Raw genomic sequence first — 16,143 nt, 5'->3', positions numbered from 1 at the left:
ATTTGCCTTTATTGTGAACTTTTATATATATCGTAGTAACCAGTAACTTTTTTTACATAGTCTTGTGTTTCGTTATAAGGCGGAATACCGTTATATTTCCTTACACTGCCAGGTCCTGCGTTATAGGCTGCAAGAGCAAGCTTTATATTTCCGTCAAAAGCATTCAGCTGGTCTCTAATATATTGGGTGCCGCCATCAATATTCTGATCAATATCCCATGGGTCTGTAACACCAAGGGCATCAGCCGTTCCGGGCATTAACTGCATTAAGCCCTGGGCTCCGGAATGTGACAGCGATTTTGGATTAAAGCTCGATTCCTGTTTTATAATAGCACGAATCAGATTTGCATCTACTCCATACTTTTGTGAGGCCCTTTCAATGCTTGAGTTTATAATTTCCATCTGTTCGGACTTACTTTCAGGTATATATGCTGTACTTACTTCTCTTGAGTTTTTCGCTCTTGCTACATCGCTGGTTCTATCGTTTCCGAATTTATCCACAGCATCGGAAATGGTTCTTGCAGATTTTTTAGTAGGTGCTTCTACCGCATTGAGATCATTAACTGAAGTTTCAGCGTTGTTTAAAACATGCTGAAAAGACGCTGTAGTTGAACTTAAGGTCTTCATTTTTATTGGGACCCTGCTCTGTATTTCATTTAGTTTTGTACTGAAAATATCACTAACTCTCACTTTAAACCACCATGCCTATCTTTTCGGGATTATAAAATAAATACTTTATTTTTTTATCGGTTTTTTTCTATATAAGCATTATAGTTTAAAGGAATTATTTTTTACCATCATGGTCTCATGATACTTCACGTTTAACCCGCTTGGCAAATTTGGAGCAAGCATTTTTCTTTCTGCCGTCATATTTTCTTACTGTAAAGAGCTGACATATACCATTAGCTCTTTCGTCTAAGTTGCTTGTATCAAAGACAATGAAATTTTCGCAATCCAAGCAATTGCTTATTCTTCGCTTTAGAGATTTAAGCGCAGGCATAAACCTATGTTTAGCACACACATAGTCTTCTGATACTACTCCCTTTTCAATACATAGTATATCGTTATTGATAGTAATTGCTGTACCTTTAAGACAATTACTACAGGTTCTTTTTGAATTCAAAACTTTCTCCTCCCAACAAGAAATGGTTAGAACTATATAATTAAGGTCTTTAGACAGTAAGATCAATTTAGAACATACGGAAATCTACATCATTATAACACTATAAGCCTTGCAGTGGAAGAACATGGGAAATATTATCCTGGTAAATTTATGTTTCAAAAAAGTATTTGGTGATATATAATGATTAAAAATAAAGGCGTTCACTGTTTGCTTTTTTATACAAAAAAATTTTAAAATGGAGACAAATATGAGGAAACCTACAGTATTAAGAAAAAGATATATTCCTTTTGAAACGGTTGATATATCAGGAGATGAGCTAATATCAAGAAGCGATGATTTATTAATAACCAACTGGAAGCCAATTAAAAGCCGTTCGGATATTTCCGGAGGTATGTCTTATACCTTTCTTAAGGAAGGTTATAAAGTAAGTAAATTTTTAGGACCATCCGGGGAATTTAAATATTGGTATTGTGATATTATAAATGTAGATTATGATGAAGAATTGGATAAATACACATTAACTGATCTGCTGCTGGATGTCAAAATAATGCCCGATGGTTCAGTAATTGTATTGGATGCGGATGAGGTTGCTGATGCTATTGAAAAGGGGATTATTACAACTGAAGAAGCCTGCAGTTCTTTAAGGATACTTAGTAAAGTTTTGGAGATGGCTTATGCAGGTAAATTCCCTCCGCCGGTTTGTTTTGAATAGAGAAATAGGGTATAAAGTCAAGTGTTTCGAAGTGTCAAAGAGATTAGTAAGACAATTTAGGGAGGCTTACAAATGGGTAAACGTATAGATTTGCATACACATTCTACTGCGTCTGATGGAAGTGTGAGTCCACGTGAACTGGTAAGACATGCAAAAGAGAGTGGATTAGCAGCCGTAGCTCTGACTGACCATGATACAATTGATGGCATCGAGGAAGCATTGGATGAAGGGAACAGAATCGGTATTGAGGTTATTGCCGGTGTTGAAACAAGCGTTGATTTTAATCCCGAAATGCACATCTTAGGGTATTTCTTTGGCGACACATACAAGAATATTGAGCCGACCCTGGAAAAACTTAAGGAGAACAGAGCAGAGAGAAATCCCAAAATGGTTGAAAAACTAAGAAGTCTGGGTTTTGATATATCTATGGAAGAAGTACGAGCTGAGGCGAAAGGCAATATTGTTGCAAGACCGCACATGGCAAGTGTTTTGATGAAGAAGGGATACGTTAAAAGCATTCAGGAAGCATTTGAAAAATACCTTGCTGATGGGAAACCTGCCTTTGTCAAGAAAGACAAGCTGACACCGGAGGAATGTATCGGTGCAATAATCCAGGCTGGAGGCATACCTTCACTTGCTCATCCTATTTTTCTTAATTTGACTTTGGGAAATTTGGATGAACTCCTTGCAAGATTAGTAAAAGCAGGGCTTAAAGGTATTGAAGCATACTATGTTGAAAACAAAGGTGACGATACAGGAAACCTTTTGAGGCTTGCCATAAAGCATAATATAATTCCTACAGGAGGAAGCGATTTTCATGGCAGATTTAAGCCTGATATAAAAATCGGGGAAGGAAGAGGTAATCTGTCTGTACCTTATGAAGTTCTTGAAAGGCTTAAAAAAGTATAAAAAAAGAACCCATATAAAATGGGTAAGATTGGGGAGTAAACATTATATATAAATTCGTAAATTAAATTCAATAGTTTGATAACATGCAAAAATTATGATGACTAACCATACATTAACTATCCTGGTATATTCGACTAATAATGGATTAATTTAAAAGAATTGCTGTGGTTCAGATAATATCTTATTACATTTTTGCCACCAAAGCAATAGTAAATTAGTGCCTATTATTTTAGGACTATGGTACTATTATAGGAAAGCTTCAATTTATTGACTTTTTTTATAAACTTGACATAGAATATAAAAGTGATATAATAAATAAACGCGGTAGAAAAATATGATAGTGATGCCCTTTCTCTGGAAGGGTTATTTTTATCTAAGTTATCGCGTAAGAAATAATTTGACAGGGTGTAATTCGATGGCTAAGGAAGCTAAAAAGACAATTGCACAAAACAAAAAAGCCAGACACGACTATTTTATTGAGGAAACTTTTGAGGCAGGAATTGTTTTGTCGGGCACAGAAGTGAAATCTATCCGTCAGGGGAAGGTTAGCATTAAGGACAGCTATGCGATTATTAAGAGTGAAGAGGTCTTCATTTTTGGTATGCATGTAAGTCCTTATGAACAAGGCAATATATTTAACAAGGACCCCTTAAGAGATAGAAAACTTTTGATGCATAGGTATGAGATTAACAAGCTTATAGGATCTATACAGCAAAAAGGAATGTCTTTAGTTCCGATTGAATTATACTTCAGAAACGGTAAGGTAAAGCTTGAGTTGGGGCTTGGCAAGGGTAAGAAATTGTACGACAAGAGGGAAGACATAGCAAAGAAGGACGCAATGAGAGAAATTGACAGAAGGATGAAAGAAAGCAACAGGTAACTTGACAATTTTATATATGGGGGCGTAATGGTTTCGACGGGATCGTTGAGACTTGGATAGCGGGTAGAGGATTCTCGTTGGCCTCTTAAAAAACGAGAAACAAAAATAAACGCTAAAAACGATAATTTCGCTTTAGCTGCTGCCTAATGGCAGCCCGTCAGTCCAGGGTTCCTGCATCTTGGGTAGCTGGCGTCATTAAGTCAGGCCTTTTGAGTCGGAAGGTTAAACTCTAGAACTGATCAGCCAAAGCTTTGAGGTTGGTCCGAACTTATGAAGCTACCAAATTGCACAGCCTGCCCTTGGGCGTTGCAGTGAGGGAATTTTAAAATGAGGGATGCACCCGGAGAAGTTCTTGTGGATGTGGTTTCGGACAGGGGTTCAATTCCCCTCGCCTCCACCAAATAATAACAAACTTTTTAATACAATGCAAAGTCACTGATTTCAGTGGCTTTCGTTGTTTTATGGGCAATCTCTAAACAAAATTTTGCTCGTTTTGCTCTTGTTTGAGGTCTTTTTTTAAAGATAATGCATACCCCTATTCAAAAATCTTAAATTTTGAATAGGGGTATGCATTATCTTTAATGAACCTGGACTGGGGCTGCGAAAGCATTGGAAACTGGCCTTATGAATTGTTTAGGTTGATTTTTATATAGCTTTTTAGCTTTAAAAGGTAATTGTGAAAGCCTTGTTCCGGGAGCAACAATACTGAACTCCTTACCACTATACCTTTCCTGCAAAGTCAATTTCTCTAATGGAATAACCTCTTTCTTTCATATCTTATAACTACACCAAAGCCTCCCTATAATATATATATATTTTGCTGTAAAGATGATTAAAATTGGCTAAGTCAAGATGTCCAAAGCCAGCTAAATCAGTTGCTATGGTTAAAAAATAGCATTTATTCAGAGAAGAGCCGATTATCCATTTTTTTTTTATATGTTTTCTTCTTATTTTTTCAATTTGTGGGCTATCGTATTTTTCAGAGTATTCCCAAAGACTTTTAAACTTAGCATCCTTTTTTAACTCATCTATCCACTTGTCAACTTCAAATTGTGAAGTCATAACATCACCTCTGAATACAGTATGTACATAAAACGAGTATTTTATTTCGTGAAATCTTTTCTTCTATTATGTGATTTTTGAAGGAGAACAAACTTAGCAAAAAAAATGACATAAAAAATTATAAAATTTTTTAAAAATATCTTGACAGAAAAAAATGAACTTAATAAAATATTATTAGCACTCGATGGCGTTGAGTGCTAATAAAGCGTTTTAATATTCCTTTTAACTTTTGATACTTATATTTATGGCGTTAATTCGTTATCGATATTTTATCTTAAAACTAGAGGGGGTTTTAAAGCGCTTTTTTGATTATGGAATATTAAAACGCATGAAATACTTAAAACGCAATTACGATGATGTTGTACAGAGGAGTGAAATGCTGATGACAAACAGGTTTGAGACAAAGCTTATCAGCTCTGACAGGCATTCCTATAGGGAGCTTTTTAAAAGGAATCCCGGCAATCCAATTCTCTCATCAAAGGATTGGCCCTATGCTGCAAATACAGTATTTAACCCTGCAGCAACCATGTATAACGGCAAGGTTCTGCTTCTGGCAAGGGTTGAGGATAGGAGAGGATTTTCTCATCTAACGAAGGCTGTCAGCGATGACGGTATAAACAATTGGGTGATAGATGAAAAGCCCACCCTCGAGCCTGATTCGGAGAGATATCCCGAGGAGGAATGGGGTATTGAGGACCCGAGGATTACCTGGGTGGAGGAGCTTAGGAAGTATGCTGTTGTATATACTGCCTACTCAAAAGGCGGCCCCTTGGTTTCAATGGCCTTAACGAAGGATTTTGAAAGCTATGAGAGATTGGGACCTGTAATGCCGCCGGAGGACAAGGATGCTGCACTGTTCCCGAAAAGAATTAACGGTAAATGGCTGCTTATACATAGACCCATTCCTGCACACCATGGACCGGGTGCTCATATATGGGTGTCACGGTCGGATGACCTTAAATATTGGGGAGAACACCAGATACTGATTGATGCAAGACAAGGCGGATGGTGGGATGCAAACAAGGTGGGACTTAACACACCTCCCCTTGAAACTCCTGAAGGCTGGCTCATACTTTACCATGGAGTACGACAGACTGCAGCCGGAGCCATATACAGGCTTGGACTCGCCCTTTTGGACCTTGAAAACCCCTTCAGGGTATTGCGGAGAAGTGATGAGTGGGTATTTGGCCCCCATGAGTTCTATGAAAGAGAAGGGGACGTAGATGATGTAGTGTTCCCCTGTGGGTGGGTATATGACGAAAAAACAGGGGAAATCAAGATGTATTATGGTGCAGCAGACACCTGTATTGCCATGGCAACCACCAATCTGAAGGATTTGCTGGAATATATCAAAAAGTGTCCTGAGCCAAAAGCTAATATGTAAAGCTTGTATTACACATAATGCAATAATGTAATTATATACTAACTGACTAAGATGGGAGGAATACATATGAAGGCATTATTTTTAGCAGGTGGGTTAGGAACCCGATTAAAACCAATTACAGATGACTTGCCTAAGCCAATGGTGCCAATTATGGGCAAGCCTCTTTTAGAAAGGAATATTGAAAACCTTAAAAAGCATGGTGTTGATGAGATTGTACTGAGCACCTGCTACAAGCCTCATAAAATTGAGAAGTATTTTGAAGACGGAAGAAAACTGGGAGTGAAAATCAGCTATATCTCCGAGGATGTGCCTTTGGGCACCGCTGGTGCAATCAAAAATGCACAGAGATTTTTCAATGACACCTTCCTGGTATTTAATGCAGATATCCTAAGCGACATTGATATCTCTGAAATGATACGTTTCCACAAGGAAAAGGGAGCCCTTGCAACCATTGCGGTAACGCAGGTTGACAATCCTTCAGCCTATGGAGTGATTGAGCATGATAAAAACGGATTCGTTACTGCCTTCAAGGAAAAGCCCCAGCCCCATGAAAGCAGCTCCAACCTGATCAATGCAGGTGTGTATATATTTGAACCGCAGCTTTTGGACGAAATTCCTTCTGGAAGGGCAGTGTCCATTGAAAGGGAAACATATCCGCTGCTCCTTCAAAAAGGATTTAAGATAGCAGTTTATAACCGGTGCTCCTATTGGCTTGACCTGGGTACACCCGAAAAATACCTTAAGGCTCATAATGATATCCTTGAAGGGAATTTGCAGATTGGTAACCATGACTTTAACAAAAATCTGCAATGCATCAGCAAGACGGCGAAGATAAGCCATAACGCAAAGATAATCGGGCCAGTGTATATAGGGGATAATGTTGAAATCGGCTCCTTTGCAGTTATAGGCCCGGATACTGCCTTGTGCGATGACTCTTCAGTTGGCATGGGTGCCAAGGTTGTAGGAAGTGTGGTCTGGGATCATGTTCATGTCGGAGGCGGAGCATCGGTTGTAAACTCAGTGGTTATGTCCAATTGCAGAGTTGATCGAAATAGTGAAGAGTATAATACTGTTTTGACAGAAAACTTCAGTCATCCGATAGCAGTGTAGAAAAGACAGCTTTAGCGAAAAAATGTGGACATTCCTCAACGTAAAAGGAATACTTTCAGAGAGGTGTGTCTCTTACAACAATAAAAAGGAGGTTTGGGCATGGTTTCAAACAGAATACGGAATGTGGCATTTTTAAGTACTTACCCTTCAAGGGAATGCGGACTTGCAACCTTTACCCAGGACCTTGTAAGGGAGCTTGATAACGTTAGTCTTTTAAATAAGCCAAAGGTTATCGCCGTGAGTAATAATGATTACAGCTACAGCGACAGGGTTATCATGGAGCTTTGGCAGCATGACAGGGAAAGCTATATCAACACAGCAGAGGCTATTAACAATTCAAATATAGAGCTTCTTGTAATAGAGCATGAGTACGGCATATTTGGTGGAGAGGCAGGCGAATACATACTTGACCTGGTTGACAACCTGCAAATACCATTTGTCACCACACTTCACACAGTACTTCCCAGACCTTCTGAAAAGCAAAGGGAAATACTGGAGCTGCTTGGCGAAAAAAGTGCTAAGATTATCACTATGGCAAAAAATACAAAGCCTATCCTTGAGAAGGTTTATGGTATAGACCCGTCAAAAATAGAGGTGATACACCATGGTGTACCCTACAGGATTCTCGAGTCAAGAGATACTCTGAAAGAAAAGCAAGGTCTTTCGGGTCGTAGCGTTGTCAGCACCTTCGGACTTTTAAGTCCAGGCAAAGGGCTGGAATATGGCATAGAAGCCATTGCAAAGGTGGCTAAGGAGCATAAGGACATTGTCTACCTGATTCTTGGACAGACACACCCATGTGTAAAAAAAGAGTCGGGCGAAGAATACAGGGAAAAGCTGATGGAATTGGTAGACAGGCTAGGAATAAAGGAGCATGTATGGTTTGTAGATAAATACCTTTCAAAGGATGAAATTATACACTATCTCCAGTTGTCGGACATCTACATGACACCGTACCTTGGAAAAGATCAAGCAGTCAGCGGAACCCTGGCTTACGCTGTCGGGTATGGAAGGGTCATAGTATCCACACCTTACAGTTATGCAAAGGAAATGCTTTCAGAGGGCAGAGGACTTCTGGCAGAGTTTAACGATGCCCATTCACTGGCAAGACATATCAAGTATGTATTAAAAAATCCAGAAGCTAAAAAGGAAATGGAAAGACGGACCTTGAGTGTTGGCAGGACTATGATGTGGGGTAATGTTGCAAATCATTATACAAAGCTCTTTATAGATACTCTTGAAGAAATGAAGCTTGTGGGCAGCATGGTGGTATGATGGGAAGGCTTTATATTAGTGAAGTTTTGAAGGACGACCACATCTTCCGGCTAACCGATGATACCGGAATGCTGCAGCACTCAAAATATTCCATTCCAGACCCGAACCATGGCTATACAACTGATGACAATGCCAGAGCATTGATTATGGCACTGATGCTGTATGGCAGATATGAAAAGAAGAAATACCTTGATCTTGTTTATAGGTATGCATCCTTTATATTAAACGCACAAAATAAAGAGGGCAAATTTAAAAACTTTATGAGCTATGACAGGAAATGGCTTGAGGAGGAAGGCTCGGAGGATTGCTTTGGTAGATGTCTGTGGGCGTTGGGATTTGCGCTTTTCAATGAATATACCCCTAAAGGGGTTAAGTACGGGCTTGCACATATACTAAAAAATGCGATGCCTCATGTGACTTCTCTCAATTCACCAAGGGCAAAGGCATATTCCATCATAGGTCTTTCCCACCTTGAAGGCGAAGATGCGAGAAGGCTTGTTTTTGAAGCAGCTCAGTCCCTTTGCCGCCAGTATGAGGAGTACAGGGACGGAGATTGGAAGTGGTTTGAGAATATTGTAGCATATTGCAATAATGTTCTTCCATGGTCGCTCATATCTGCTTACAGGGCTACAGGAGAAAAGAGATTTCTTGATATAGCCGAGGAAAGCCTGGAGTTTCTTGGCGGGGTAACCTTTAAGGATGGATATTTCAAGCCTGTAGGCTGTAATGGATGGCTTTTGAAGGGAGGGCACCCGGCTGAGTTCGATGAGCAGACGGTGGAAGCCTGTGAAGGAGTTTTAACCTATCTGGAGGCTTATGAAGCAACCGGAAAAAAGAAATATTTACATAAGGCGAAAAGCTGTCATGCATGGTACGAGGGTGTCAACTCCAAGGGAATCAGCCTTGTCGACAGCGAAACGGGAGGCTGCTATGACGGACTGACCCAGCAGGGTGTAAACCTGAATATGGGAGCGGAAAGCCTTGTTTCGTATGTAATATCGTATATGAAAATATCTGAGGTTAATGTGTGAGAAAAGGAGTGAGGCAAAATGAGCAGTATAAACGAAGGAATTTTCAGACAATACGATATACGGGGTATATACAATGAAGATTTGACGGCAAAGGACGCAGAGCTTATCGGAAAAGCCTTTGGAACCTATATCAAAAGAAAAGGGGAGATAGAAGCTGTTGTAGGTAAGGATAACAGGAAATCCTCTCCCGAGCTCTTCAACAGCTTGGTAAAGGGGCTTCTGGATACAGGCATAAATGTAAAGGATATCGGAGTGGTGGTATCCCCCATATTCTACTACGCCACACACCTATATAACATAAAATCAGGCATTATGATTACGGCAAGCCATAACCCTGCAAAATATAACGGCTTCAAGGTGCAGTATGACGGCAGGACATTATATGGTGAAGAGCTACAGGATATCAAAAGGATGATTCAAGAGGATGATTTTGATAGCGGACAGGGAAAGCTGACTGTACAATCTCCTGTGAAGGACTATATAAGTATGGTAAAGGAAAAAATCAAGCTTCCGGGACGTAGGCTCAAGGTTGTGGTAGACTGCGGCAATGGTACAGCGGGGCTTTTTGCACCCAAGCTTCTTAAGGAGTTGGGCTGTGAGGCTATACCCCTTTATTGCGATTCCAACCCGGATTTCCCCAACCATTTTCCCGACCCGGTAAAGCCGGAAAACCTAAAGGATTTAATAAAGGCTGTCAAGGCCAACAAGGCAGATCTTGGGGTAGGCTTTGACGGGGATGGAGACCGGCTTGGGGTTGTTGACAACCAGGGTAACATCATATGGGGAGACATGCTGATGATCCTTTTCTGGAGGGAGATACTGCCCAAGCACCCAGGCACTCCTGCCATTGTTGAGGTGAAGTGCTCCGAAACACTGGTGGACGAGGTAAAAAGACTCGGAGGGCAGCCTATATTCTACAAGACCGGCCATTCTCTCATAAAGGCAAAAATGAAGGAAATTAATGCAGTATTTACCGGAGAAATGTCCGGACATATGTTCTTTGCGGATGAGTATTTCGGGTATGATGATGCATTCTATGCATGTGCAAGGCTATTAAGAATCCTGTCTGGAAGCAGCAAGTCCTTAAGCGAGCTTTTGGCAGATGTGCCTAAAACCTATGCAACCCCTGAAATCAGGGTTGAGTGCACAGAGGAAGAAAAGCTCTTTTATGTGGGCAAGGCAAAAACATATTTTAAGGCTTCAGGCAATAACATCATTGATATAGATGGAGTTCGTGTACAGTTTGGTGACGGCTGGGGGTTGGTCAGAGCGTCAAATACAGGTCCTGAGCTTATCGTGCGGTGCGAGGCCAGAACTCCCGAGCGTCTTGAGCAGATAAAAAAGGAAATATCCGATTCAATCTGCCCGTTGAAGGTGGCTTAAAAGCATCAAGCTTTTAACAATATACTAAATTTAAATAAAAAGCATACGAAAGGAGTCGGTTGATTTATGAACATTAAACCGCTGGGTACCAGGGTACTCTTGAAGGAAATTGAAAGTGAAGAAACAACAAAAAGCGGAATTGTGCTTCCGTCCAACGCCAAGGAAAAGCCCTATATGGCTGAGGTGGTTGAAATCGGTCCGGGTGAGGTGAAGGATGGAAAGGAAATTAAAATGGTTGTGAAAAAAGGTGACCGGGTTCTTTACAGCAAATATGCCGGAACAGAGGTCAAGCTGGATAACGAAAAATATCTTTTAGCGAAGCAGGATGATATCCTGGCAGTAATCGAGTAAGGAGGTTGATTTATAATGGCTGCAAAAATAATTGCATTTGATGAAAAGGCGAGAAGATCCATTGAAGCAGGTGTAAACAAGCTTGCAGACGCCGTCAAGGTTACCTTGGGACCCAAAGGAAGAAATGTGGTGCTGGAGAAAAAATACGGTTCTCCTACCATTACCAACGATGGTGTTACCATAGCAAAGGAAATTGAGCTGGAAGACCCTTATGAGAATATGGGGGCGCAGCTTGTAAAGGAGGTTGCCAGCAAAACAAATGATATTGCCGGTGACGGAACAACCACAGCTACACTTCTTGCACAGGCTATTGTGAGGGAGGGGCTTAAAAATGTTGCCTCCGGGGCTAATCCCATTATATTGAAAAAGGGAATGGAAAAGGCAGTTGAAAAAGCGGTTGAAAGCATAAAAAAGAACAGCCAGAAGCTGAAGGGCAAGGATGACATGGCTTTTGTAGCCACCATCTCATCAGGGGATGAAAAAATTGGCCAGCTTATTGCAGATGCAATGGAAAAGGTAACAGCAGAGGGAGTTATCACCATTGAAGAGAACAAGGCATCTGACACCATTATTGAAGTTGTCGAGGGAATGCAGTTTGACAAAGGTTATGTATCTCCCTATATGGTTACAGACAATGAAAAAATGGAGGCTTTACTGGAAGACCCATACATCCTCATTACCGACAAAAAGATAAACAATGTTCAGGATTTGCTTCCTGCCCTTGAGCTGGTAGTAAAAAACGGCGGCAAAATGCTCCTGATCGCAGAGGACGTGGAAGGGGATGCACTGGCAACCCTTGTGGTCAACAAGCTTCGTGGCACATTCACCTGTGTGGCTGTGAAAGCACCGGGCTTTGGTGACAGAAGGAAGGAAATGCTTCGGGATATTGCTATCCTTACAGGCGGTGAAGTCATATCAGAAGAGGTTGGCATGAACATAAAGGAAATCAAGCTAGAATGGTTTGGTAAGGCGAAATCTGTCAAGGTGCAAAAGGAAAACACCATTATTGTAAATGGTGCAGGAAATTCCAAGGCCATCCGTGACAGGGTGGAATCCATCAAGAAGCAGATCGAGCTTACCACCTCAAGCTACGACAAGGAAAAGCTCAACGAAAGACTGGCTAAGCTTGCGGGAGGTGTAGCTGTCATCAGAGTGGGAGCAGCTACCGAAACAGAAATGAAGGAAAAGAAATACAGGGTGGAGGATGCCTTGAATGCAACCAGGGCTGCTGTGGAGGAAGGTATTGTTCCAGGCGGCGGTACAGCATATATCAATACACTTCCAGACATCAAAGAGCTGGTTAACACTCTCCATGGGGATGAGAAGACTGGAGCGTCCATCATACTCAGGGCTCTTGAAGAGCCTCTCCGCCAGATTGCAATAAATGCCGGGATTGATGGCTCAGTTATTGTTGAAAAAGTGAAGAACAACGATAAAGGAATAGGCTTTGATGCGGCTAAGGAAGAGTATGTGGATATGTTCAAGGCCGGTATTGTAGACCCTGTCAAGGTTACAAGGTCTGCGCTACAGAATGCGGCTTCGGTGGCAGCTATGATTCTGACTACCGAAAGTGCTGTAGCTGAAAAGCCTGAGAAGAAGAAAGCACCTTCTATGCCTGCTGGTGATATGGATTATTAAGACTTATAGTGGGATAGGAAATATACGCCAGCCACTGGAGGTACTGGAGGTACTGGTGGCTGGCTTTCCTCCCATGAAGGTGGAGCGGAAGGAGGAAGATATATGTGGGGCGGCTTCTATGATACTGTCATCTACTTTATGCTGTATGCGTTTGTTGGCTGGGTTGTTGAGGTTGCCTATGCTGCTTACAAGGAAAAACGGTTTGTAAACAGGGGTTTTCTGGCCGGACCCATATGTCCCATCTATGGATTTGGAGCTCTATTGATTTTGGGGCTTGATAGGTTTATCAAGTCCGGGTCAATGCCTTTTTACATGAGTATAGCTTCAGCAGTAGTTATTACAACCTTTCTGGAGTATGTAACAGGATACGTTATGGAAAAGCTCCTGGATATCAAGGCTTGGGATTACAGTGGAGAGGTATTGAACCTGCATGGCCGGATTTGCCTTAAGTTTTCCTTGTTCTGGGGAATTCTTGCATATGTGCAGTTGACAGTCCTGCAGCCTGTGCTCTCGATATATGTGAATGCAGCAGCTCAGCCAATCAAGCAGATTATTGCCGTGCTGTTGCTTGGTATGATAATAATCCATACCGCTAAAGCATTGGTCAGAATGGATACCGTAAGGCAGAGCATTGGTGACTTTAAAATATCGGCGTATTTTCACAGACAGAAGTCCTTTAAAGTGTAGCTTTAATACTTAACCCTTTATAAGATAAAATATTCCAAAAAATTAAGAAATTTTGAGATTTCAGAAGATAAACTTATAAAAATCAAACTCAGTGCAAATAAAAGTCAAAGATAGTCAAAGTCGAAAGTTGAAAAAGCAATATGAAAATTGTATAACTAATAGTGTAAGGAACGAATAAGAATAAAAATGAACTGAGATGATTGGAGGTGTTGTTTATGTTCGGATTGGTTCCATTTGAAAGAAAGGGCAGAGGTGTTCAAAGGAGAAACGGTGACTATTTTGACATTGACAGCATTTTTGAGAATTTCTTCAACGATGCGGTTCTTCCTTCCTTCTACAGAAACAGCAGCCAGATGAAAGTGGACATCAGGGAAACCGAAAGGGAATTTATTCTCGAGGCAGAGCTTGCAGGCTTTTGCAAGGAAGATGTCCATATAGATGCAACAGAAGACAGGCTTACTATCTCGGTTAAAGGAAAGGAACAGAAGGGAGAAGCTGAAAACGTATATGTAAGGAAGGAAAGAAAAGCGCTGGCAATGGAAAGAAGCTTTGCAATTTCAAATATTGCAACGGATAAGATATCCGCCAAAATGGAGAATGGAATTCTCACCGTTACACTGCCCAAGGTGGAGCAGGTACAGCAAAAAACCAGGAAAATTGATATTAAATAAAACCACAAGCTAAACTTTAATTCAATCATTATGGAGGTGTTATGTATGTCAAGCTTGATACCGTTTGAAAGGAAAAACAATGGAGTACAAAGAAAAAATGGCAGTCTGTTCGATCTCTTTGATATGGACAGGGTATTTGAAAATTTCTTCAACGACACGGTTTTTCCATCTCACTTCAATAACAGCGGACAGATGAGAGTGGACATCAGTGAAAATGACAGGGAATATATCCTTGAGGCAGAGCTGCCAGGGGTTAAAAAGGACGAAATCAACCTGGAGGTTCATGACGACAGACTGACAATCAGCGTGAAGAAGGATGAAAAGGCAGAGGAAAAGAAGGATAATTACTTAAGAAGGGAAAGAAGAACAAGCTCCATGGTCAGGTCTTTTTCCATTGAGAATATTATCAGCGACAAGATTACGGCAAAGCATGAAAATGGTATTCTCACACTGATACTCCCAAAAAAGGAAGAAACCAAACCCAAGGGAAGGAAAATCGATATTTCATAATTACTGCCCGATGTATGTTGGAAAGACTGCAAGCCCCTTTATCTTCATGATAAGGGGTTTGCAGCTATATAAAGTATACATAGGTTAAGAGAGGTGATAGGCATGAGGTTTTTCAGTAAAAGACTCCTAAAAAGAGGCTATGACAATTATGAAAAATTTATGAATTTTAACTCTGCTTACAGAAGGGATGGTAAATATGATGACCGGAGCAGGGATGGCAGAAGAGTATACAGGACTGTCGCTTTGGTGCTGGTATGCTGCATATTGACAAGTCTTATGGTGGGTGGCGGATTATATATGAAGCTTTCCAACGATATAAAAGAGCTAACCATGCTGTCAGCAAACCAGGCAAAAGCGGATACGGTTATAGGGAATAGAGCGGTAAACCTTGAGAGTGCATTGAAGCTTGCATCAGATAGCGGCTCTTCTGTTACTAATATAGCAAAGAAGGTCGGGCCTTCCATTGTTGGTATAAGAATGCTGACACAAAGCCCGCGAAGCTGGTATTTTGATGATGAAATGGCTCAATCCAAGGCTGAAGGCTCGGGGATTGTAATAACCGCAGATGGATATATAATGACTAACTACCATGTTGTTCAGTATGCTGACCCGAAGAATTCGAGAAGCAAAAATACGACACTGGAAGTATTTTTGGCTGATAAACGGCAAGCAAAGGCAAAATTTATCGGTGGCGATCCCAAAAATGACCTTGCGGTGATAAAAATCGATATGGATAATTTGACGGCGGCAGAACTCGGAGACTCAGCAACCCTTGAGGTCGGCGAGCTGGCAGTTGCAATCGGAAATCCATTAGGCCTTGAGTTCCAGGGTTCAGTAACTGCAGGTGTAATCAGTGCTCTTAACAGAACTGTGAGCGTTGATGACAAAACCTTGAACCTGATCCAGACGGATGCTGCCATAAATCCTGGCAACAGCGGCGGTGCTCTTGTCAATTCAAGAGGGCAGGTTGTTGGAATCAATACAGTGAAAATATCGGTTTCAGGTGTTGAGGGACTTGGATTTGCCATTCCCATCAACGATGCGAAGCCCATTGTCGACCAATTGATGATGTTCGGGTATGTCAAGGGCAGACCGTTTATAGGTATATCAGGAAGAGAAATTACAGATGCAATTGCACGCCAGTATGATCTTCCGGTAGGTATCTACATTCTTGAGGTTACACCTGACAGCGGTGCTGCTAAAGCAGGAATTCAAAAAGGAGATATTCTTGTTTCAATAGCAGGCAAGGATGTACGCACCATGAAAGAGGTGGACAATATCAAGAAGAACTATAAAGCGGGAGACAGTGTAGATGTTACGGTGGTCAGAAATGGCAGTAAGGTGAAGCTTTCGCTAACCTTCTCAGAAGAACGCTAATAACGGACGGCTTCACCAAAAGAAATCCTCTATTACTGCTT

17 protein-coding genes and 1 other RNA gene are annotated in these 16,143 nt (G+C 41.1%); 15 read left to right on the top strand and 3 right to left on the bottom strand.

The window, feature by feature from the left end; all coding sequences use genetic code 11:
- Positions 1-8 precede the first annotated feature (8 nt).
- Complete coding sequence (locus ACECE_RS0204780; RefSeq protein ID WP_010244801.1) at positions 9-689, bottom strand: lytic transglycosylase domain-containing protein; 681 nt, start codon at positions 687-689, stop codon at positions 9-11.
- Positions 690-804: 115 nt separating this feature from the next.
- Positions 805-1,122: a hypothetical protein gene (locus ACECE_RS0204775; RefSeq protein ID WP_010244798.1), complete on the bottom strand. Its 318-nt coding sequence runs from the start codon at positions 1,120-1,122 to the stop codon at positions 805-807.
- 247 nt (positions 1,123-1,369) lie between these two features.
- On the opposite strand from ACECE_RS0204775, the gene ACECE_RS0204770 reads away from it, so the two are divergent.
- The 4 genes from ACECE_RS0204770 to ssrA all read left to right on the top strand — a co-directional run bounded on the left by ACECE_RS0204770 (position 1,370) and on the right by ssrA (position 4,023).
- Entirely contained in the window at positions 1,370-1,834 is a 465-nt protein-coding gene (locus tag ACECE_RS0204770) for a DUF402 domain-containing protein (RefSeq protein ID WP_010244794.1), read from the top strand.
- 72 nt (positions 1,835-1,906) lie between these two features.
- Positions 1,907-2,743 (top strand): PHP domain-containing protein, encoded by an 837-nt coding sequence (locus ACECE_RS0204765; RefSeq protein ID WP_010244791.1) that lies wholly within the window; start codon positions 1,907-1,909, stop codon positions 2,741-2,743.
- 415 nt (positions 2,744-3,158) lie between these two features.
- On the top strand, positions 3,159-3,623 hold the full coding sequence (gene smpB / locus ACECE_RS0204760; protein ID WP_010244788.1) for an SsrA-binding protein SmpB: 465 nt from the start codon (positions 3,159-3,161) through the stop codon (positions 3,621-3,623).
- Between the two features lie 18 nt (positions 3,624-3,641).
- Positions 3,642-4,023: a transfer-messenger RNA gene (gene ssrA, locus ACECE_RS30010) on the top strand.
- Between the two features lie 383 nt (positions 4,024-4,406).
- Here ssrA and ACECE_RS0204750 read toward each other — a convergent pair.
- Positions 4,407-4,685, bottom strand: coding sequence for a hypothetical protein (locus ACECE_RS0204750; protein ID WP_010244785.1), 279 nt, complete (start codon positions 4,683-4,685; stop codon positions 4,407-4,409).
- 382 nt (positions 4,686-5,067) lie between these two features.
- Here ACECE_RS0204750 and ACECE_RS0204745 point away from each other — a divergent pair, with 382 nt between their 5' ends.
- The 11 genes from ACECE_RS0204745 (at position 5,068) to ACECE_RS0204695 (ending at position 16,102) form a co-directional block, all read left to right on the top strand.
- Positions 5,068-6,069 carry a glycoside hydrolase family 130 protein gene (locus tag ACECE_RS0204745; protein ID WP_010244782.1) on the top strand — a complete coding sequence of 334 codons (1,002 nt, stop codon included), beginning with the start codon at positions 5,068-5,070 and terminating at the stop codon, positions 6,067-6,069.
- Positions 6,070-6,135: 66 nt separating this feature from the next.
- The gene (locus tag ACECE_RS0204740) at positions 6,136-7,179 is read left to right on the top strand and encodes a sugar phosphate nucleotidyltransferase (RefSeq protein WP_010244779.1); all 1,044 of its coding nucleotides are present in this window, start codon (positions 6,136-6,138) and stop codon (positions 7,177-7,179) included.
- A gap of 99 nt (positions 7,180-7,278) precedes the next feature.
- Entirely contained in the window at positions 7,279-8,454 is a 1,176-nt protein-coding gene (locus ACECE_RS0204735; protein ID WP_010244776.1) for a glycosyltransferase family 4 protein, read from the top strand.
- Positions 8,451-9,485 (top strand): prenyltransferase/squalene oxidase repeat-containing protein, encoded by a 1,035-nt coding sequence (locus tag ACECE_RS0204730; RefSeq protein ID WP_010244773.1) that lies wholly within the window; start codon positions 8,451-8,453, stop codon positions 9,483-9,485. The genes ACECE_RS0204735 and ACECE_RS0204730 overlap by 4 nt, the downstream gene beginning before the upstream one ends.
- Before the next feature lie 18 nt (positions 9,486-9,503).
- Entirely contained in the window at positions 9,504-10,868 is a 1,365-nt protein-coding gene (locus tag ACECE_RS0204725; protein ID WP_010244769.1) for a phosphomannomutase/phosphoglucomutase, read from the top strand.
- Positions 10,869-10,934: 66 nt separating this feature from the next.
- The gene (locus ACECE_RS0204720) at positions 10,935-11,219 is read left to right on the top strand and encodes a co-chaperone GroES (RefSeq protein WP_010244766.1); all 285 of its coding nucleotides are present in this window, start codon (positions 10,935-10,937) and stop codon (positions 11,217-11,219) included.
- Positions 11,220-11,234: 15 nt separating this feature from the next.
- Positions 11,235-12,857 (top strand): chaperonin GroEL, encoded by a 1,623-nt coding sequence (groL, locus tag ACECE_RS0204715; protein WP_010244763.1) that lies wholly within the window; start codon positions 11,235-11,237, stop codon positions 12,855-12,857.
- A gap of 102 nt (positions 12,858-12,959) precedes the next feature.
- Positions 12,960-13,544 carry a putative ABC transporter permease gene (locus ACECE_RS0204710; RefSeq protein WP_010244760.1) on the top strand — a complete coding sequence of 195 codons (585 nt, stop codon included), beginning with the start codon at positions 12,960-12,962 and terminating at the stop codon, positions 13,542-13,544.
- Positions 13,545-13,759: 215 nt separating this feature from the next.
- Positions 13,760-14,215, top strand: coding sequence for an Hsp20/alpha crystallin family protein (locus ACECE_RS0204705; RefSeq protein WP_010244757.1), 456 nt, complete (start codon positions 13,760-13,762; stop codon positions 14,213-14,215).
- Positions 14,216-14,260: 45 nt separating this feature from the next.
- Positions 14,261-14,725 carry an Hsp20/alpha crystallin family protein gene (locus ACECE_RS0204700; protein ID WP_010244753.1) on the top strand — a complete coding sequence of 155 codons (465 nt, stop codon included), beginning with the start codon at positions 14,261-14,263 and terminating at the stop codon, positions 14,723-14,725.
- Positions 14,726-14,827: 102 nt separating this feature from the next.
- Positions 14,828-16,102 carry a S1C family serine protease gene (locus ACECE_RS0204695; protein ID WP_010244750.1) on the top strand — a complete coding sequence of 425 codons (1,275 nt, stop codon included), beginning with the start codon at positions 14,828-14,830 and terminating at the stop codon, positions 16,100-16,102.
- Positions 16,103-16,143 lie beyond the last annotated feature (41 nt).

This window comes from Acetivibrio cellulolyticus CD2 (genome assembly GCF_000179595.2).
Taxonomy (GTDB): domain Bacteria; phylum Bacillota; class Clostridia; order Acetivibrionales; family Acetivibrionaceae; genus Acetivibrio; species Acetivibrio cellulolyticus.
The sequence above is the reverse complement of the archived record's forward strand: the minus strand, read 5'-3'. Positions and strand labels throughout refer to the sequence as shown.

Excerpts from the sequence above, each read along its gene's own strand:
- ACECE_RS0204770 (WP_010244794.1), top strand. The coding sequence starts at position 1,370 with ATGAGGAAACCTACAGTATTAAGAAAAAGATATATTCCTTTTGAAACG.
- ACECE_RS0204765 (WP_010244791.1), top strand. The coding sequence starts at position 1,907 with ATGGGTAAACGTATAGATTTGCATACACATTCTACTGCGTCTGATGGA.
- smpB (WP_010244788.1), top strand. The coding sequence starts at position 3,159 with ATGGCTAAGGAAGCTAAAAAGACAATTGCACAAAACAAAAAAGCCAGA.
- ACECE_RS0204750 (WP_010244785.1), bottom strand. The coding sequence starts at position 4,685 with ATGACTTCACAATTTGAAGTTGACAAGTGGATAGATGAGTTAAAAAAG.
- ACECE_RS0204745 (WP_010244782.1), top strand. The coding sequence starts at position 5,068 with ATGACAAACAGGTTTGAGACAAAGCTTATCAGCTCTGACAGGCATTCC.
- ACECE_RS0204740 (WP_010244779.1), top strand. The coding sequence starts at position 6,136 with ATGAAGGCATTATTTTTAGCAGGTGGGTTAGGAACCCGATTAAAACCA.
- ACECE_RS0204735 (WP_010244776.1), top strand. The coding sequence starts at position 7,279 with ATGGTTTCAAACAGAATACGGAATGTGGCATTTTTAAGTACTTACCCT.
- ACECE_RS0204730 (WP_010244773.1), top strand. The coding sequence starts at position 8,451 with ATGATGGGAAGGCTTTATATTAGTGAAGTTTTGAAGGACGACCACATC.
- ACECE_RS0204725 (WP_010244769.1), top strand. The coding sequence starts at position 9,504 with ATGAGCAGTATAAACGAAGGAATTTTCAGACAATACGATATACGGGGT.
- ACECE_RS0204720 (WP_010244766.1), top strand. The coding sequence starts at position 10,935 with ATGAACATTAAACCGCTGGGTACCAGGGTACTCTTGAAGGAAATTGAA.
- groL (WP_010244763.1), top strand. The coding sequence starts at position 11,235 with ATGGCTGCAAAAATAATTGCATTTGATGAAAAGGCGAGAAGATCCATT.
- ACECE_RS0204710 (WP_010244760.1), top strand. The coding sequence starts at position 12,960 with ATGTGGGGCGGCTTCTATGATACTGTCATCTACTTTATGCTGTATGCG.
- ACECE_RS0204705 (WP_010244757.1), top strand. The coding sequence starts at position 13,760 with ATGTTCGGATTGGTTCCATTTGAAAGAAAGGGCAGAGGTGTTCAAAGG.
- ACECE_RS0204700 (WP_010244753.1), top strand. The coding sequence starts at position 14,261 with ATGTCAAGCTTGATACCGTTTGAAAGGAAAAACAATGGAGTACAAAGA.
- ACECE_RS0204695 (WP_010244750.1), top strand. The coding sequence starts at position 14,828 with ATGAGGTTTTTCAGTAAAAGACTCCTAAAAAGAGGCTATGACAATTAT.